The organism is Salinicola sp. MIT1003, from assembly GCF_001858555.1.
GTDB classification, from domain to species: Bacteria; Pseudomonadota; Gammaproteobacteria; order Pseudomonadales; family Halomonadaceae; genus Salinicola; species Salinicola salarius.
In genome coordinates, this window is record NZ_MCAP01000011.1 from 36,133 (window position 1) to 55,207 (window position 19,075).

Genomic DNA, 19,075 nt, shown 5'->3' on the forward strand with positions numbered 1-19,075 from the left:
CGGCCCGAGCCAAACGCTCGGGCCGCGATCGTTTTTGGCACGGTCGTTTTGGCCCGTTCGATATCGATTCGTTCGCTTCGAGTGGTCGTTCGCAGGCGGATCGCCGCGTTATCATGTGGCTTTCATGTCTCGATTCGGAGTTCCCATGCCTTCGTTACAGGATCAGCTGCGCGGCCTGGTCTACTCGACCGAACACGGCGAGACCTGCCCCGACTGCCGCCAACCCGTGGCCCAGTGCGAATGCCGCGACCGCGAGGAAGCCGAACGCATCGCCGCACTCGACGGTATCGTGCGCATTCGGCGCGAGACCAGCGGTCGCAAGGGCAAGGGCGTCACCACGATCCAGGGCGTCCCGCTGGGCAGCGACGAGCTGAAAACCCTGGCCAAGACGCTGAAAAAGCGCTGCGGCACCGGTGGCGCGGTCAAGGATGGCGTGATCGAAATCCAGGGCGATCATCGCGACGTGCTCAAGGCCGAGCTGGAGTCGCGCGGTTTCAAGGTCAAGCTCGCCGGCGGCTGATCGGGGCTCGTCGCTTTTCCCGCCACCGGGAATTTCCCGCACGCTGGCTTGTCATAGCCGCACGGTCGTCGTGCCGCCCGCTTCGACGCCGACTTTCCCAAGTTCCACCGTTCCACCTCGAGGGGTTCCGATGCTTTTGCCCACGGTTCCGCGACTTTTGCGTCTCGTCACCATCCTGTTCGCGCTCGTCGTGCTGGCGGGCTGCGCCGGCGGGCCCCAGTTCGACACGCTGGCCGCCCGCGTGGTATCCGAGAAGCCGATCACGCTGCCCGAGTCCGCCACGCTGGAGGTCCAGTTGAAGGACATCTCCACGGGAGACGTGCTGGCCAGCAGCCGCTATGAACGGCTGGGCCAGCTGCCGATTCCGATCACCCTGCAGTACGCCACCGAGGCGATCGACCCGGACGATCTCTACCGCCTCAGCGCGCAGATCCGCGACGACGACCGCATTCTCTACCTGAATCCGGAGCCGGTATCGGTCTTCGCCGACGGCGATCCTGCCGAGCCGGACATTCCGGTGTCGACCACGGGTGTCGAAACGAACCGCTGAAGCGCCTGACTCGCCCAAGGTACGGCTTGCCGAAGACGACATGCCCCGCCACTCTGTAGGGACTCGATTCATCGTCAAAGAGGACAAGATGGAAACATTGACATTACCGGGTACGGATATCGTCACATCGCGCATTGGCCTCGGCACCTGGGCCATGGGCGGCCGCCAGTGGGGCGGCACCGACGATCCCAACGCCATCCGCACCATTCATGCCGCCATCGACCAGGGCGTCAACCTGATCGATACCGCTCCGGCCTATGGCTTCGGTCACTCGGAAGAGGTCGTCGGCAAGGCCGTCGCCCAGGCCGGCCAGCGTGACAAGCTGGTGCTGGCGACCAAGGCGGGCCTCGAGTGGTACGACGACGCAAGCGTCGCCCGCAACGCCACGGCGAAGCGGCTCGAGAAGGAGCTCGACGATTCGCTGCGTCGGCTGAACACCGATCACATCGATCTCTACCAGATCCACTGGCCGGACCCGCTGGTCGACATTCAGGAGACCGCCGAGGCGATGGCACGCTTCCATCGCGCGGGCAAGATCCGGGCGATCGGCGTCAGCAACTTCTCCCCCGAGCAGTGCGACACCTTCCGCCAGACGGCGCCGCTGCATACCCTTCAGCCGCCCTACAATCTGTTCGAGCGCGACATCGACCGCGAGATCCTGCCCTACGCCGAAAACAACGACCTGACGTTGTTGACCTACGGCGCGCTGTGCCGCGGGCTGCTCACCGGCAAGATGCACGAAGGCTATACCTTCAACGGTGACGATCTGCGCAACAGCGATCCCAAGTTCCAGTCGCCGCGATTCGCCCAGTATCTGGCCGCCGTCGATGCGCTGGCCGAACTGGCTCGCACGCGTCATGACAAGAGCGTGCTGGCGCTGGCCGTGCGCTGGATTCTCGATCGCTCTCCCAACATCGTCGCGCTGTGGGGCGCCCGCAAGCCGGAGCAGGTCGAACCGCTGGGCAATATCACCGGCTGGAAGCTGAGCGACGAGGACATGGCCGACATCGATGCCATTCTGACCCGGCACGTCAAGGATCCAGTCGGCCCCGAATTCATGGCGCCGCCGACGCGTCAATGAACGTGAAGTGATTCATTGCCAATCTGGAACCCGGCCTCGGCCGGGTTCTGTCGCTTCAGCGCGCCAGGCGTTGCAGCGGCTCCAGCGCGTCGATCAGTGCCGTCAGGGTCGGGCCGATCGGTGCGGTGACCTTGAGATCGAACAGCGCGTCCGCGCGCGTCTTGCCGAGATTGACGCAGGCGATCGGCTTGCCGAGCTTGGCTGCCTGACGGGCGAAGCGAAACCCCGAATAGACCATCAGCGACGAGCCGACCACCAGCATCCCCGAAGCCTCCTCCAGCGCCTGGAAAGCCTGTTCGACACGGGCCCTGGGCACGTTGTCGCCGAAGAACACCACATCCGGCTTGAAGACGCCGACGCGGCAGCGATGGCAGCTCGGCACGTCGAACGTCGAGAAGTCGTAACCGTCGAGATCGGCGTCGCCGTCCGGCCCCACCTCGGCGCTCAATGACAGCCACTCGGGATTGCGTCGTGCCAGTTCGTCGTGCAATGCATGACGCATCAGGGTCGCGTCACAGTTCATGCACTTCACCACATCGGCCTGACCGTGCAGGTCGATGACGCGGCGGGCGCCGGCGCGTTGATGCAGGCCATCGACGTTCTGGGTCACCAGCGAAGTGATTCGCGACTGACGCTCCAGCGCGGTCAATGCCGCGTGCGCCTTGCCCGGATGGGCGGCCGCCAGCGCCCGGAAGCCGACCAGGCTGCGGGCCCAGTAGCGTTGCCGCACGCCGTGACTGCCCATGAAAGCCTGATGACTGACCGGCGGCGGCCGCTTCCAGTCGCCGCGCGCATCGCGATAGTCGGGAATGCCGCAATCGGTACTCACCCCGGCCCCCGTGAGCACGAACAGCCGTCGATGGCGCGAGACAAACTCGGCCAGCGCCTCGACGTCCTGGCTGGTATCTTCGAACATGATGTTTTCCATCGAAAGACGTTTCTCATCGACCCGCTTGCAGTATTCACCGTAGCATGCCGGATGGCCGATCATGTCGCACCGGCCCCCGCATCATGCCGTCGTGATGAGCCGCCGGGCATCGCCACGGTTCGACCGGCGAATCCATCGACATCGCAGACGATGCTCGACCTCGGCTAGAATGGGGCCTCTTCCCGCCCACGCCGCAAGGACACCCGCTCATGGCCTGGTTGGAGTACGTGCTGCCGCTGATCTTCCTCGCTCCCCTGGGCGCCGCCGCCCTGGTGGCGATCACTCTGCGCGACGTGCAGACCGTCGGCCTTCGCTCTCCGCATGACGGCAAGCCCATTCGCGAGATCGCCCAGGCCCATCGCGACCGTCTCGAGAAAGCCCGTATGACGTTCTTCCTCGATGCCACGCTGGCGCCGACGCTCACCTTGATGCCACTGGTTTACGGCATGGGCCGCATGCTGTTCGCCGAAAGACAGAGCTGGCTGGAATGGTCGCTGTATGGCGTCGTCAGCACGCTGCTGGCCATGCTGTTCTGCTTTCTGATCCTGCGCGACGTGCAGCGTCTCCGTCGCCTGACGCGCAGTCTGGCCTGCGAGCTGGCGGTCGGCCAGGCACTGGATCATCTGATCCGGCCGCTGGCCAAGCCCTACTTCGTCTTTCATGATTTTCCCGCCGACAGCTACAGTATCGACAACGTGCTGGTAACGCCCCAGGGCGTGTTCGTGATCCAGACCGTGGCCCGCGACTTTCCGCTCGATCTCGAGGGTCACCCCATCAACACCGTATCGGTAGAGAACGAACGCCTGCGCTTCCGCGGCTGGAGCGAACGTCAGATCCTGCGCAAGGTTCAGCTGTCGACGGTCTGGCTGCGCCAGTGGCTGTCGCGCCACGCCAAATTGAGCGTGCCGGTGAGAGGCATCCTCGTGCTTCCGGGCTGGATCATCGATGACGAAACCGAGCATCTCGGCGACAGCCGCGACATTCGTGTGGTCGACGGCGTCGATCTCGCCACCCAGCTCGGCACCGCCCAGGTCGAAGTCATCGACGACGCCCAGCGCCAGCATCTGGTGGATACCCTGAATGCCCGCTATCGGCGCTTCGAGAGCAAGCGCCGGCCAACTGACGGAGCCTGAAAGTCTCCGCCTCGGACTTTTCCCAGGCTTTTTCCAGAGAGCGCTTCAAACGAGGGCTTCAAACAAAAGCTTCAAAACGACCTCTCAAAGAGGCCCAAAAACTTTTCCACAAGCCAGGAGACGCCATGCCCCGTTCCGATTCCCGCCACGATTCTCGCTACGATGTGCTGACCTTCGGTGAAGCCATGGCCCTGTTCGTCGCCGACGACGACGGCCCGCTGGACCAGGTCACGCGATTCCACCGCCGCACGGCCGGTGCCGATACCAACGTGGCGATCGGGCTGTCACGACTGGGCTTCGATGTGCGCTGGCTCAGTCGCGTCGGCGCGGATCACAACGGCACCTTCCTGCAGCGGGCGCTGGAGACTGAAGGGCTGGACTGCCGCCATGTGCAGCGCGATGACACCCACGCCACCGGCCTGGTCTTCAAGGAGCGCGCCGTCGACGGTGCCGACCCTCACGTCGAGTACGTTCGCCGGGGCAGCGCGGCCAGCTACCTCAACGTCGCCGACAGCGAAGGCGTGGCGCTGGAATCCGCGCGCCACCTTCACGCCACCGGGATCCCGCCGGCCATCTCCGAGTCGGCGCGAGAGCTGTCGTTTCATCTGTTGCGCCGGGCGCGCAGCGCCGGCCTGTCGATCTCGTTCGATCCCAACCTGCGGCCCAGCCTGTGGCCCTGCGAAAAGGTCATGATCGAAACGCTCAACGCGCTGGCCGCCGAGGCCGACATCGTCATGCCAGGGCTCAGCGAAGGGCGCCTGCTGACCGGCCGCGACACGGCCTACGACATCGCCGGAGACTATCTCGACCGGGGCGCCAAGGTCGTGGTCATCAAGCTGGGCCCGGAAGGCAGCTACTTCCGCACCGCCGACAGCGAAGGCACCGTCGAGGGCTCGCCCGTCAAGCAGGTCATCGATACCGTCGGCGCCGGCGACGGCTTCGCGGTGGGCATCGTCAGCGCCTATCTGGATGGGCTGGACTGGCGGGCCGCGCTGCATCGCGGCAACCTGATCGGCGCCCGCCAGGTGCAGGTCATCGGCGACATGGAAGGCCTGCCCAGCCGGGAGCAGCTGGTCGCCATGGAGCGCAGCGGCGAGGCGATCTAACCCGGCACGGGGTCGTCGTCGCGAACCTGCCGGCTCGTATGATTCGTGGCGTACGGCTTCGCGTTCAGGCAATCGCGAAGCCCCGCCAGCACCGCGGGCTTGAGCGCTCCCAGCGCTTCGCCCGAGAGCCCGCTGAGAACGATGAGCCGCGTCTGGCGGCGCTGCCGATAGCTCTGTTGCCCTTGCGAATAGCCCTGTCGCCCTTGCGAATAGCCCGGCCGCCCTTGGGAATAACCCAGCCACAAAGGCAGCTCGACGGCGCGCATCGTCGACGGCTGTACACGCAGCGACCAGCGGCGTGGCCGGGCCAGCCGCTCCCAGAGCCACCAGCGCTCGAACTGCGCAACCGTCGGCCGCTGGCCGCCGCCAAGCGCAAGGGCGTCATCGTCCTCTGCCGGCTGCAGGTCCAGCTCCCCCGCCACCAACAACGCCCGGGGCAGGTTCTCGGCGGCCAGGAGCCAGGCCAGCGGCGTTGCCGCCTCGCGGCCGATCGCCACGGCCCACAGCGACAGCCACGCCGGTTCGAACCGCTCGGCGCCAAAGCGGCGCAGCCTGGGTTCGGCGTCGGTAGCGTTCACGCGCCGGGGCAGACGCACCAGCGGTTCCGGCGGCACGGCCTTTCGCTCAGCCATTGGCCCAGCCCTGCAACAGCCCCAGCACGATCAGCGAGACGAAGAACCACACCACCAACCCGATGCAGCGGCGCCGCGTCAGGCGGGCATCACGGCCGATCTCGACGGCACCGTCATGGCGGCCCTTGAGCATCGCCTGCATGTCCGGCGCGGTTTCGTCGATCACCACATCCGACAGCTGAGCCACCGAGGGCGCCGGCGCGGTCAAACTCACGACATAGCCGACGACCACCGACACGATCAGCCCGACGAAGTTCTGGTAGAGCCAGGAGACGTCTGTCTGCGAGACGGCCCACACCGCCGCCATCCCGAGGACGATACCGGCGACCGCCCCGCGCCCGTTGCTGCGATGGCTGAGCACGGCCAGCAGGAAAGTGCCCAGCAGCGCCCCGTAGAACCATGAGCCGATGCGGTTGACGGCCTCGATGACCGGCCCGAGATTACCGGCGAAGAACGCGAACATCGTGGCATAGAGCCCCCAGAAGATGGTGGCCCAGCGCGACGCCTTCAGATAGTGCTTCTCGTCGGCATCGGGCTTGACGTAGCGGGCATAGAAATCGCGCACCGTCACCGCGGAGAGCGAATTGAGCGCGGAATCCAGGCTCGACATCGCCGCCGCGAAAACGCCGGCAATCACCAGCCCGGTAATTCCGACAGGGAAAGCGTTGACCACGTAGCGCGGGAACAGCTCGTTGAGGTTGTCCGGTGCGGTCAGGCCATGCTGCTGGTAGTAGGCCGCCAGCATTACGCCGATGAACAGGAACAGCAGCATCTGCGGCACCAGCAGATAGCCGCCGATCAGCAGCGAGCGCTGCCCTTCGGCGATCGACGGGCTGGTCAGCACCCGCTGGATCTGGCTCTGGTCGGTGCCGAAATAGGCGATGTGCATGACCACGCCACCGATCAACCCGGCCCATAGCGAGTAGGTCACGGTGGGGTCGAGCGACAGATCGATGGTATCGAACATGCCGTTGGCGGCGCCGTAGGCGAACACGTCGCTCCAGCCACCGGGCAGGCTCGAGACCATCAGCACCATGCTAAGAATCGCCCCCAGCCACAGCACGAACATCTGGATGACGTCGGTCCAGATGACCGCGCTGATACCGCCCAGCACGGTATAGCTCACCGCGATGACCGCCATCAGCACGATGGTCAGATTGACGTCCCAGCCGGTGACGACCGACAGCACCAGCGCCGGCGCGTAAAGCACGACGCCGGTGGCGAGGCCTCGGGCGACCAGGAACAGCAGCGCAGCCAGCGATCGCGTCAGCGCCCCGAAACGACGTTCGAGCAGCTCGTAGATGCTGTAGATCCCGGCGCGGTGGAAGATCGGCACCAGAATCACGATCAGCACCGCCATCGCCAGCGGTACGTTGATGAACGTCGCCAGGCGCTCCAGCCCGCCTTCGAAACCCCAGCCGGGCGCGCCGATGAACGTGATGGCACTGGCCTGCGTCGCCATGACCGACAGTCCGATGGCCCAGCCGGGAATCTTGCGACCACCGAGGAAGTAGTCCTGCGTGCTCTCCTGATCCTTGCCGAAGCGGGCGCCCACCCAGGCGATCCCCACCACGTAGACGATCAGAACGACGGTGTCCCACCAGGTAAAGGCTCCCACATCCGAGTCCTCGCTTTTTTGTTATCGACAAATTCAGCGTAGCACGTCGTTTCCGGTGTGACCGGACCCGCTCGCCGGCACTGCTGAAACGAAAAACCCCGGCCAGGTGGCCGGGGTCGGAGTCGGAGTCGGTGCAACACGGAGCGATCTCAGCCTGGCGGCTGCTCGGGACTGTCGGGCATGTTGATGCTGCCCGGCTCCATGCGGTTGAGGTGCAGGAACTGCAGATGGCGCTCGTACTGGTCGAGAATGTCATCGATGACCTGCTCACGGGTATAACCCATCAGGTCGTAACCCTGACTCCCTTCCAGCAGATACACCTCCAGACGGTAGTAACGGTTGCTGCTCCGCGGCGTGCGCATGGCGAAGGACGGCGTGGAGAACGGATGCGTCCAGATCTGGTAGGCAAAGTTCTGCTCGTTGCCGAGATCGACGTAGAGCGACAGGTAGTCGTCGTCGTTCTGGTTGCCATCGCTGATGTCGACCTGAACGCCCTGCTTCAACAGCTCTTCACGCACCGCTTCCATCGCCGGGCGCCCGGTCGATTCCAGGAACTGCTGCGCCTGCTGGCGATTGGGGAAGGACATGGCGCGCTTGAGTCGCATCTTCCAGTCGTAAGGGCGATCGCGGCCACCGGTAGACATTCGGCCCGACAGCGAGCCGGACAGGCTCAGGCGATGGCTGTCTTCCTTGAATGCCTCGACCTTCAGTGCCTTGTAGAGCCCGGCGATCATGAAGAACAGCACGATCGAGAAGGGCAGCCCGGTGATGACCACCGCGCTCTGCAGCGTCGACAGCCCCCCGGCAAGCAATAGCGACAGGGTCAGAATCCCGATCACGGCCGACCACAGGATACGCATCCAGATGGGCGCGTCGCTGTTAACGTCCTTGAGCTTGGAGGTGAAATTCGACAGCACCAGGGCACCCGAGTCGCCGGAGGTGATGAAGAACACGATCGCCAGAATGCTCACGGCAACGGTCGTGATGACCGGGAACGGATATTCCTGCAGGAACAGATAGATCCCCGCCGGCGGCGTTTCCATGACCTGCTGGCCGAAGTCCGCCGCCCCGTTCATCGCCATGTCGAGGGCGCTGTTACCGAGGATCGACATCCAGATCATCATGAACGCGATCGGCAGCGTCAGGGTACCGGCCACGAAGGTACGAATCGTGCGGCCACGCGAGATGCGCGCCAGGAACAGGCCGACGAACGGGCCCCAGGCGATCCACCAGGCCCAGAAGAACAGGGTCCAGCCGTTCAGCCACTCCGTCGGGCGGTCGAAGGCGTAGGTGTCGAACGACATCGAGATGAAGTTGGACAGATAGTCGCCGACGTTCATCACCAGCGCGTTGAGCAGGAACACCGTCTTGCCGGCGAACAGCACGAACAGCAACAGCGCGATGGCCAGCAGGACATTGAACTCGGAAAGCCGACGGATCCCCTTCTCGACACCCGTCACCGCCGAAATGGTGGCGAACAGCACGATCAGCAGGACCAGGATCGTCTGCGTCCAGGCGCTCTCCGCGATACCGAACATGAAGTTCAGACCGTAGTTGAGCTGGATGACACCGATCCCGAGACTGGCGGCGATGCCGAACACGGTTCCCAGCACGGCGGCGATATCCACCACGTGGCCAACGGGGCCGTAGATCTTCTTGCCGAAAATGGGATAGAGGGCGCTACTGATGGTCAGCGGGAGGTTGTGGCGATAGCTGAAGAAGGCCAGCGACATCCCCACCAGGGTATAGATGCCCCACCCTGAAAGCCCCCAGTGCAGGAAGGTCAGCTGCATCGCGTGGCGCGCGGCCGCGATCTGGTCATCGGGGGCATTGGGCGCGTTGTAGAACTGGGTCAGCGGCTCCGCCAGGGCGAAGAAGATGACCCCGATCCCGATACCGGCGGAGAACAGCATTGCCGACCAGGAGAAGATGTTGAAATCGGGTCGCGAATGCTCGGGCCCGAGGCGAATCCTGCCGAAGCGGGACACCCCCACGAACAGCACGAACGCCAGATAGATGACGACCGTCAGAAAGTAATACCAGCCGAAAGTGTTGGAGATCCAACCCAGCAGCGCATTGATGATGCCGCTGGCCTGTTCGGTAGCGACCATCGCCCATAGCGAGAAGAGGACGATACCAATGACCGACCCATAGAAGACGACTGGATTCAGCCTGTCCTCGGTCGTGGAATTATTATCGGGGCTTGTACTCATGCGGCTCCCATCATGTTCAGATAGTTTGCGTTGACGAGAGGTCAGGGCGCCCCGGAAGCCCGTACCGGCCTGCGGGGGTCGCTGCGCGATAATGGCCCTTCACTCGTTTCCGTGTTACCGCCGCGAGGCCTTGCGACCTCGGATCGAGTCAGATCGATTCGGTCGTCGAATCCATCGCTGTCTTCAACGAAAGTCGCCGACCCGATCCACTCTCCCCGGCCTCTTGCCTTGTCCTGCAACCACCTGACCAGGGAATCGCTACCACTGCCGATGCTCCTGTAATCGCCCGGTATCGGGCCGAGCCAATGCTTGAACTATGATCCATTGCGGCACAAATGCGAGTGCTATTTCACCGCTCGAATTCCCAGCGCTTTGCCTCATCGGCTCTTGCCGTCGAGCGCTCCGTGTCAAAGCGCTTCGTGTCAAAGCCCTTCGTGTCAAAGCCCTTCGTGACAAAGCGCTTCACATCGAACTCTCGAAGGCTCGGCAGGTTGGTACGCGGTTTCGACGCATACTGGCGTCGGCGCCATTCGGTATCGACGACGCTACCGATGACGTGATTTTTATTGATTGATCGTTCAATTAAAATACGGCGTTATGAATCAACTTTCAACAGCCACACCGTCAGACTCTCGAGCAGCCGCGAGGGCCAGAGCACCGAAAGCGACGACGCCGGATACGGATCCGACGTCGCAGCGGGAACCAAAAGGGAAGCAAAAGGGAAGGGAAAGGGAAGGGAAAGGGAAGGGAAAAGGAGTTGAAAGAGAGATGAAAAGAGAACGCGGACTTACTCGGCCTTGAGGCGCCCACCCATTTCCTGAGCGAGCTCGACGGCATAGTGGTCGGTCATGCCACCAATGAAATCGAGCATCCGGCGGTAACTGTCGTAAAGGGGCCAGTTCGGCTTCGGCGTATTCTCGCCGATCAGCGCCAGCACACGCTGATGCTTGAAGGATGAATGGCCGGTGTGATGCAGCTCGTGGGCCGCCCCGATGAATGCCTCGAGCAGAATGCCGAGCGTGGTGTAGGCGCCAATCTCGAGCTTGGCCTTGCGCTCGTTCTGGAAGATGCGCTCGCGAGCCAACTGCTTGGCCGAGGAGACGCCCCAGGTCAGGTCCGGGTGGCACAGCTCGAGCAGATCATCGTTCAGCGTGCCATTGAGCAGCGCCCTTTCGTGCTGGACGAAGACATCCCCGACCTCGTTGACCGCCCGCTCCATCGCCGCCCCCCGCAGCGCCGCGATACGCCGACGCTGGGAGACGCCATCGGCGGCCATCTGCTCGTAGCCGGCCGGCGGCTCGCCGGCGATCTGCAGCAGCACCTGCGCCACTTCCTCGTAGCGCAGGATGCCCATTTCCAGACCATCCTCCAGATCGAGCAGCGCATAGCAGATATCGTCCGCGGCCTCGACCAGGTAGGCCAGCGGATGCCGGCACCACTTCGACTCGTCGACCGCCTTCAGCCCCAGACGCTCGGCCACCTCGACCAGTAGCTGCTTCTCGGACTGGTAGCAACCGAACTTGCCCATCTGACCACCGTGCTCGACCGTCCACGGATACTTGAGCAGGGTGCCCAGCGTCGCGGCGGAGAGCCGCATGCCGCCCCGAAACTGGTTGTACTCGATCTGGGTCACGACCCGGAAACCCTGGGCGTTACCCTCGTAGGTCAGCAGGTCGCGGCGCTGCGCGTCGTCGAGCCCTTCCAGCAGGCCACTGCCCTGCAGCTCGGCCCATTTGAACCAGTCTCGTATCGCGTACTCGCCGGCGTGGCCGAACGGCGGATTGCCGATATCGTGCCCCAGGCAGGCCGCCTGGACGATCACGCCGAGATCAGCGGGGGTCACCCAGCCCGGCAGGCTGTCGCGCAGCTGCTCGCCGACGATCATCCCCAGGCTGCGGCCGACGCAGCCCACCTCGATCGAATGCGTCAACCGGGTGTGGATATGATCGTTGTCGGTCAGCGGGTGAACCTGGGTCTTGCGCCCGAGCCGGCGGAAGGAGCCGGAGAAGACGATACGATCGTAGTCCTTGTGGAAAGGGCTACGACCGATTTCACCACGCGAAGTCCGGGCATCGTGCAGACGGACGGGATCGAGCAGGCGCTCCCATTGCATGGTGGTCATCTTGGTCTCCGTTGACAGTAAAGGCAGCTTCGGGCTTCGGGCTTCGGGCTTCGGGCTTCGGGCTTCGGGCTTCGGGCTTCGGGCTTCGGGCTTCGAACCGACTAGGATGCCGCCCGGGTCGCGGAAAGAAAAGCATCCACGCCCGGCTTGCGGCCCATCATCCCTGCTCTTGGCTCTTGGCTCTTGGCTCGTAGCTCGTAGCTCGTAGCTCGTAGCTCGTAGCTCGTAGCTCGTAGCTCGTAGCTCGTAGCTCGTTATTCTTTGACGTCCATGTACTCGCGCGCCCAGATCCTATACTCATCGAGTGTCGAATAACGCGTCGACAGCTGCGAGGCATCCAGATCGTTGGTGGCGATGTTGCGTTGCTCGCGCAGGCAGTCGTAGGTCGCCTTGATCGCCGCGAAGTAGGCCGCGTGGCCGTTGACGACGATACGTACACCGAGCCTCGCCAACCGTTCGCGGTCGCGCAGCGCCGGGTTGTCGTAGGTGACCAGCATCAAGGGCACCGTCAGCGGTGCGGCGAGCTTTTCCAGATGCTCGAAATCCCGCACGCCGACCAGACAGATGGCATCGACACCGGCGGCCTGGTAGGCACGAATGCGCGCAATGGCGGCATCGTCGTCGAGCTGGCCGGCATGGGTGCGCGCGATGATCGACATGGCGGGATCGATACGCGCCTCGAGTGCCGCACGCATCTTGCCGACGCCCTCTTCGACCGGAATCAGATCGGTCGACTTGTGGCCGTACTGCGCCGGCAGCAGCGTGTCCTCGATGGTCAACGCCGCCACGCCGGCCCGCTCGAGCTCGGTGATCGTGCGCATCACGTTGAGCGCATTGCCGTAGCCGTGATCGGCATCGGCGATCACCGGCAGGCGGGCCACGCGGCCGATGCGGGTCGCCTGCTCGACGAACTCGCTCAGCGTGATCAAGGCGAAGTCCGGTGCTGCCAGTACCTGCAGCGAGGCGACCGAGCCCCCGAGAATGCCGACTTCGAAATCGAGATCGGCGGCGATACGAGCCGACATCGGATCGAAGACCGACGCCGTGTAGTAGCACGCGTCGCTGGCCAGCAGCTTGCGGAACGCGTTACGCAAATCGTGTTGCGAGGGGGTTGTCACGAAACACTCCTATCTCATCACCCTTGCGGGCTTTGCTTCCCTGGGGACCTTTCTTTCACCCGGGAAACATGGTTTTCATGAAGGCGATGCTTTCGCCCTTGGCACACTCGGGCGCCCGCCGATAGCCGATGAAACCGCGATGAAGGCATCGGCGCGGACCGACAATCCTACCACTAAAGTTTGAGAAACGACGCTGGTACCGGGCGCCGCCTGACGATCGATGAATGTCATGCATGATGATCGTGAGCGCGCTTCATTGGCCGAAATTCCCTCCAACCCGCATCATTAGCGGCCTCAGTATCGATATTTGATCCACGTGCCACCATCGGGTCGGCGTCTCTCGAAAGGAAATCCCATGTCGCAAACGCATCCCCCATTCCGAGCCGATATCGTCGGCAGCTTTCTGCGTCCGGCTGCATTGAAGGAAGCCCGCCTCCAGTTTCAGCGCGGCGCCATCGATGCCTCGGTACTTCAAAAGATCGAGGATGACGAAATTCGTCGCGTGGTCGAACAGCAGGAAGCTGCCGGTCTTCAGGTGGTGACCGACGGCGAATTCCGCCGGGCCTGGTGGCATTTCGATTTCCTCGAGCAGCTCGACGGCGTCACGGGATACCAGGGCGATCAGGGCATCCAGTTCCAGGGCGTGCAGACGAGTGCCAAGCAGATCCGCGTCGACGGCAAGGTCGGATTCAATCCCGAACACCCGATGCTGGATCATTTCCGCTATCTGGCCGGCGTCGCCAACGTCATGCCCAAGATGACGATCCCAAGCCCCAGCGTGCTGCACTTCCGTGGCGGTCGCAAAAAGATCGACAGCGGCGTCTACCCCAGCCTGGATGCCTTCTTCGCCGACACTGCCGATGCCTATCGCGATGCCATCCGCGCATTCTACGACGCCGGCTGCCGCTACCTGCAGCTCGACGACACCGTCTGGGCTTACCTCTGCTCCGAGAAGGAGCTGCAGGCCGCGCGGGACCGCGGCGACGACCCCGACCAGTTGCAGGCGATCTACGCCGAGATGCTCAATCACGCCCTGGCCGACAAGCCGGACGACCTCTACATCTCGCTCCATGTCTGCCGCGGCAACTTCCGCTCCACCTGGATCAGCGAAGGTGGCTACGAGCCGGTGGCGGAGACGCTGTTCGGCAAGGTCGGCGTGGATGCCTGGTTCCTCGAATACGACAGCGACCGTGCCGGCAGCTTCGATCCGCTGCGCTTCATTCCGGAAGGCCACCAACAGGCGGTGCTCGGCCTGATCACCACCAAGGTGGGCGAACTCGAGGATCCGCAGGCCGTCCGGGCGCGTCTCGACGAGGCCACGCAGTTCGTCGACAAGCGGCAGCTCTGCCTGAGCCCGCAATGCGGCTTCGCCTCCACCGAAGAAGGCAATAACCTTGCCGAGCAGGCGCAGTGGGAAAAGATCCGGCTGACGCTGGAGATCGCCAACGCCTACTGGGGCCAGGGCTGAAAGCCCGGAAGATCGGCCCTGCCGGGGAAACATGGCGTCTCCCCGGCAGGGCCGCCGGCTAGCGGGGCTCGCTTTCGTCGTGGCGGATGAGCGACCCCAGCAGACGGCTGAGGAAGCCCTTCCGCTCGGGATCGGGCTCCTGCTCGATCAGCGCCCTGGGATCGATGCTCTCCCGGTCGATATGTACGAACGCTGCCTGAAAGGGCGGTAGCGTCAGCCCGTCCTCGCCCAGGTGCGCCGTGAACCCGGCCTGATAGACGATCTCGCCGGCACCGGCCGGCAGACTGGTGGAACGCGATTCATCGGTGAGATTGAAGACCGCCAGGATCGCCTGGTCGTGAGAGACCCGCAGCCAGCCCAGCAGCTCGTCGTCGAAGTCGCTCAGGATCAGCGTGCCGTCGACCATCGCCGATTGAGACTTGCGCCAACGCAGGAACTGACGCGTCACGTTCAGGGTGCTTTCCGCATCGGTGTGCTGCTTCTCGACCGACAGTTGGCGATGATGTCCATCCACCGGCAACCACGGCTCCACCGACGTGAAGCCACCGTATTCGCCGCTCGTCCACGGCATCGGTGTGCGGCAGCCGTCACGCCCCTTGTAATCCGGCCACAGCGCCAGCCCATACGGGTCGACCAGCCGCTCGTAGGGCACGTCCGCTTCCGGTAATCCCAGTTCCTCGCCCTGATAGAGACAGATGCTGCCGTAGAGCGAGCAGAGCATGACCGTCGCGACCTTGGCCACCAGCGGCCCGTGCTGTTCCAGGTTCTCGTGCTCGGTCCAGCGCGACACGACGCGCATGACGTCATGGTTGGAGAGCGCCCAGCAGGGCCAGGCATCGCCCGCGTAATACTGGAAATGCTCGATGATGTCGCGCAGTCGCTGGGCGCTGAATTCGGCATCGAACAGATCGAAGGTATACGCCATGTGCAGCCGGTCATTACCGATGGTGTACTCGACCATGCGTTCCAGCGGCCGGTCGTCGGAGATCTCCCCCACCGTCATGGTGCCGGGATACTCGTCCATCAGCGCGCGCAGTTCGTTCAGGAAACCGATGTTCTCCGGCTGGCTGATGTCGAATTGATGGCGTTGCATCGAATAGGGGTTCGATGCCGGCACGCTAGGGGTCTTCAGCTCACCGCTGCCCAGCGCCGGATTGTCCTGCAGCCCCAGGCTGTGGAAGTAGAAGTTCGAGGTATCCAGCCGGAAGCCGTCGACGCCGAGATCGAGCCAGAAACGGGCGTTGTCGAGCTGCTCCTTGCGCACCGCCGGGTTGTGGAAGTTGAGATCCGGCTGGCAGGACAGGAAATTGTGCAGGTAGTACTGGCGTCGCCGGCTATCGAAGGTCCAGGCGCTGCCGCTGAAGAACGACAGCCAGTTGTTCGGCGCCGTGCCGTCGGGCTTGGGATCGGCCCAGACGTACCAGTCGGCGCGCTGATTGTCGCGGGAACTTCGGCTCTGCAGAAACCAGTGGTGCTGATCGGAGGTATGGCTCAGCACCAGGTCGATGATCACTTTCAGCCCCAGACCGTGGGCGCGCTCGAGCAGCATCTGGAAATCGTGAAAGGCGCCGAACATCGGGTCGACGCCGCGATAGTCGGTCACGTCGTAGCCGAAATCCTTCATCGGCGACGGAAAGAACGGTGAAATCCAGATCGCATCGACGCCCAGTTCGGCCACGTAGTCCAGCTTGGCGGTGATACCGGGAAGATCGCCGATGCCGTCGCCGCGCGCATCCATGAAGCTTCGTGGATAGATCTGGTAGATGACGCTGCCACGCCACCATTGGGTCGAGTCGAACATGGGACTTCCCACATTGATGTCGTTTGATCACGGCCGTGCCGGCTGCGGCCTTGCTACAACCCCCGGCCATGCCCGATGCCCACCGGGCTATTCGTCGGCCAGTGCCGGCAACAGCACCTTGACCTTGCGCGTCAGCGTGTTGCGCCCCCAGCCCAGCAGTTCGGCAGCCTCGCCCTTGCGTCCGCCGGTGTGCTTCAGGGCGGTCTCGATCAGGATGCGCTCGAAATCCGGCACCGCCTCTTCGAGCAGGTGCGTATGCCCCGAGGCCAATGCTCGATCGGCCCACTCGCGGAACGCGTTGCGCCAGTCGCCGCTCGGCGTCTCGTTGCCTTCGAGTTCGCGCAGCTCCGGCGGCAGATCGTCGACCAGCACCTCGCGACCGGACGCCATCACGGTAAGCCAGCGACAGGTGTTTTCCAGCTGTCGAACGTTGCCGGGCCAGGGTAGGCGTGTCAAATGCGTCTCGGCCTCCTTGGTCAGCACCTTGGACTCGGCGGAGAGTTCCTTGGCGGCCTCGGCGAGAAAGTGCTGGGCCAGGCGCGGAATGTCCTCGCGGCGCTCCGACAGCCGGGGCAGATGAACGCGAATCACGTTGAGCCGGTGGAACAGATCCTCACGGAAGCGCCCTTCCGTCACCAGCTTTTCCAGGTTCTGGTGCGTCGCGGCAATGATCCGCACATCCACCTTGACCGGCACGTGCCCGCCGACCCGGTAGAATTCGCCATCCGCCAGCACGCGCAGCAGGCGCGTCTGGGTATCGGCGGGCATGTCGCCGATCTCGTCCAGGAACAGCGTGCCGCCATCGGCCTGCTCGAAACGCCCGCGACGCTGGGCGGCAGCGCCGGTAAACGCGCCCTTTTCGTGGCCGAACAGCTCGGATTCCATCAGATCCTTGGGGATCGCGGCCATGTTGAGCGCGATGAACGGGTGCCCGCTACGCGGGCTGTGCTGGTGCAACGCCTGGGCGACGCGCTCCTTGCCGGTGCCCGATTCGCCATTGATCAGCACCGTGATGTGCGACTGCGACAGCCGGCCGATCGCCCGGAACACCTCCTGCATCGCCGGCGCTTCACCGATGATCTCGGCGGACAGACCCTCCGGCATCGCCGCGGGAGAACGCCGCTCGCGGGCGTGCGCCACCCCGCGCCGAACCAGCGCCAGCGCATCGTCGACATCGAACGGCTTGGGCAGGTATTCGAACGCGCCGCCCTGATAGGACGCCACGGCGCTGTCCAGGTCGGAGTGCGCCGTCATCACGATCACGGGAAGGTCGGGATGCATCTGGCGGACTTTTGCCATCAGATCGAGCCCGTCGAGCCCCGGCATGCGAATGTCGGTCAGCAGCACGTCCGGCGGGTTGCGTTCGATCGACTCGAGCGCGGCATCGGCCCGCTCGAAGGATTGCACTTCCAGGTCCGGCTGTGCCAGTGCCCTTTCCAGAACCCAGCGAATCGCACGATCGTCATCGACGATCGCGATACGAGCGACTTCAGTCATGGCAGTTCTCCAGCAGAACGGTGAATCGCGCTCTCAGCGACTTCGGTACTCTCGATAACTTCGGTACCCTGACAACTTCGGTACTCTCGATAACTTCGGTACCCTCGATAGCTTCGATACCCACGACAACGTCGATACTCTCGACAACATGGGCCAACGGCCCGCGCGCACGACCCGGTCGAGGCGCTCGCGTACGAAGAAGGGATGCGGCCGATCTCACTGCTGCGCCTCGAACGGGATCAGCAGCCGGAACTCCGTGGCGCCCGGCTGGGATTCGCATTCGATCAACCCCTGGTGCTGATGCAGAATCGACTGCGCGATCGACAATCCCAGGCCGCTACCCTCGGCGCGACCGGAGACCATGGGGAAGAACAGCGTCTCGCGGATGTGCTCCGGAATGCCCGGGCCGTTGTCGACGATCGCGACTTCACACACCAGCCGGTGGCGCTCGGCGCCCAGGGTGAACTGACGGCGAACCCGGGTACGCAGCAGCAGGCGCGGCTCGGGCGTTCCGAACTCCTCCATGGCCTGCACCGCATTGCGCGCGATATTGAGAACGGCCTGGATCAACTGCGGCTCGTCGCCGACCAGATCCGGCATGCTGGGGTCGTAATCGCGCTCGAAGCTCAGTTGATGATGCTCCGCCTCGAGCAGCGCCCGCACCCGCTCCAGCACCTTGTGAACGTTGAGCGGCTCGTGGTGCACCAGCGTATTCGGGCCCAGCATGCGATCGACCAGATCCCGCAGGCGATCCGCCTCCTCGACGATGATTCGGGTGAATTCGGCCAACTGCGGATCGGGGAGATCCCGCTCCAGCAACTGCGCGGCGCCGCGGATGCCACCCAGTGGATTCTTGACCTCGTGGGCGAGGCCGCGCATCAGCACCTTGACCGTCTCCTGGCGCGCGATCAGCGCCTCCTCGCGGGAAATTCGCAATAGCCGATCCCGCGGCTCGATCTCGAGCAGCAGTTCGCGGCTGGTGATCGGCGTCGCGGTGAAATCCACCGTGATCACTTCCCCGGCGGTCAGCACCATCGCCGCTTCCCGCTGCGTGTAGGGATGAAACTCCTGCATCGCCTTGAGCAGTACCTGTCGGATGCTGCCGTCCTCGCCGTTCAGGCACTCCAGCCAATGGCCGACCACCCGGGGCCGGCTCGCGGCCAGTAGCGCCTCGGCGGCAGGGTTGAGCCAGCGCACGTGCAGATGTTCGTCGAGTAGCAGGACGGCGGTCGTCAAGTGCTCCAGCAAACGTTGATACATGCGTCGTTCCATCGTGGTGATCCGGTAT

The 19,075-nt window shown here is 64.0% G+C and carries 15 protein-coding genes; 6 read left to right on the plus strand and 9 right to left on the minus strand.

What is annotated here, in order from left to right; genetic code table 11:
• Positions 1–145: 145 nt before the first annotated feature.
• From BC443_RS05355 to BC443_RS05365, 3 genes are all read left to right on the plus strand, one after another.
• Positions 146–520, plus strand: coding sequence for a translation initiation factor Sui1 (locus tag BC443_RS05355; protein WP_071230817.1), 375 nt, complete (start codon positions 146–148; stop codon positions 518–520).
• A gap of 130 nt (positions 521–650) precedes the next feature.
• On the plus strand, positions 651–1,070 hold the full coding sequence (locus BC443_RS05360; protein ID WP_071230818.1) for a YbaY family lipoprotein: 420 nt from the start codon (positions 651–653) through the stop codon (positions 1,068–1,070).
• A gap of 88 nt (positions 1,071–1,158) precedes the next feature.
• Positions 1,159–2,151, plus strand: coding sequence for an aldo/keto reductase (locus BC443_RS05365; RefSeq protein WP_071230819.1), 993 nt, complete (start codon positions 1,159–1,161; stop codon positions 2,149–2,151).
• A 55-nt stretch (positions 2,152–2,206) separates the two neighbouring features.
• On the opposite strand, the gene BC443_RS05370 is transcribed toward BC443_RS05365, so the two are convergent.
• Positions 2,207–3,067: an NAD-dependent protein deacetylase gene (locus BC443_RS05370; RefSeq protein ID WP_071231149.1), complete on the minus strand. Its 861-nt coding sequence runs from the start codon at positions 3,065–3,067 to the stop codon at positions 2,207–2,209.
• 221 nt (positions 3,068–3,288) lie between these two features.
• Here BC443_RS05370 and BC443_RS05375 point away from each other — a divergent pair, with 221 nt between their 5' ends.
• Both BC443_RS05375 and BC443_RS05380 read left to right on the plus strand, forming a co-directional pair.
• On the plus strand, positions 3,289–4,212 hold the full coding sequence (locus BC443_RS05375) for a nuclease-related domain-containing protein (protein WP_071230820.1): 924 nt from the start codon (positions 3,289–3,291) through the stop codon (positions 4,210–4,212).
• 125 nt (positions 4,213–4,337) lie between these two features.
• The gene (locus BC443_RS05380) at positions 4,338–5,318 is read left to right on the plus strand and encodes a sugar kinase (protein WP_071230821.1); all 981 of its coding nucleotides are present in this window, start codon (positions 4,338–4,340) and stop codon (positions 5,316–5,318) included.
• On the opposite strand, the gene BC443_RS05385 is transcribed toward BC443_RS05380, so the two are convergent.
• From BC443_RS05385 to BC443_RS05405, 5 genes are all read right to left on the minus strand, one after another.
• On the minus strand, positions 5,315–5,950 hold the full coding sequence (locus BC443_RS05385) for a hypothetical protein (protein WP_071230822.1): 636 nt from the start codon (positions 5,948–5,950) through the stop codon (positions 5,315–5,317). The genes BC443_RS05380 and BC443_RS05385 overlap by 4 nt on opposite strands.
• Entirely contained in the window at positions 5,943–7,568 is a 1,626-nt protein-coding gene (locus tag BC443_RS05390) for a sodium:solute symporter (RefSeq protein ID WP_071230823.1), read from the minus strand. Before BC443_RS05390 ends, BC443_RS05385 begins: the two co-directional genes overlap by 8 nt.
• 149 nt (positions 7,569–7,717) lie before the next feature.
• The gene (betT, locus tag BC443_RS05395; RefSeq protein WP_071230824.1) at positions 7,718–9,781 is read right to left on the minus strand and encodes a choline BCCT transporter BetT; all 2,064 of its coding nucleotides are present in this window, start codon (positions 9,779–9,781) and stop codon (positions 7,718–7,720) included.
• Between the two features lie 787 nt (positions 9,782–10,568).
• Complete coding sequence (locus BC443_RS05400; protein WP_071230825.1) at positions 10,569–11,903, minus strand: deoxyguanosinetriphosphate triphosphohydrolase; 1,335 nt, start codon at positions 11,901–11,903, stop codon at positions 10,569–10,571.
• 254 nt (positions 11,904–12,157) lie between these two features.
• Positions 12,158–13,021 (minus strand): oxaloacetate decarboxylase, encoded by an 864-nt coding sequence (locus tag BC443_RS05405; RefSeq protein ID WP_071230826.1) that lies wholly within the window; start codon positions 13,019–13,021, stop codon positions 12,158–12,160.
• A 355-nt stretch (positions 13,022–13,376) separates the two neighbouring features.
• On the opposite strand from BC443_RS05405, the gene BC443_RS05410 reads away from it, so the two are divergent.
• Positions 13,377–14,489, plus strand: a complete 1,113-nt coding sequence (locus BC443_RS05410) for a cobalamin-independent methionine synthase II family protein (RefSeq protein WP_071230827.1) — start codon at positions 13,377–13,379, stop codon at positions 14,487–14,489.
• A gap of 58 nt (positions 14,490–14,547) precedes the next feature.
• Here the strand turns inward: BC443_RS05410 and BC443_RS05415 are convergent, their stop codons facing one another.
• The 3 genes from BC443_RS05415 to glnL form a co-directional block, all read right to left on the minus strand.
• Positions 14,548–16,290 carry an alpha-amylase family glycosyl hydrolase gene (locus BC443_RS05415; RefSeq protein WP_071230828.1) on the minus strand — a complete coding sequence of 581 codons (1,743 nt, stop codon included), beginning with the start codon at positions 16,288–16,290 and terminating at the stop codon, positions 14,548–14,550.
• 87 nt (positions 16,291–16,377) lie between these two features.
• Positions 16,378–17,787: a nitrogen regulation protein NR(I) gene (glnG, locus tag BC443_RS05420; protein WP_071230829.1), complete on the minus strand. Its 1,410-nt coding sequence runs from the start codon at positions 17,785–17,787 to the stop codon at positions 16,378–16,380.
• A 216-nt stretch (positions 17,788–18,003) separates the two neighbouring features.
• Entirely contained in the window at positions 18,004–19,047 is a 1,044-nt protein-coding gene (gene glnL / locus BC443_RS05425; protein ID WP_071230830.1) for a nitrogen regulation protein NR(II), read from the minus strand.
• Between the last annotated feature and the right edge of the window lie 28 nt (positions 19,048–19,075).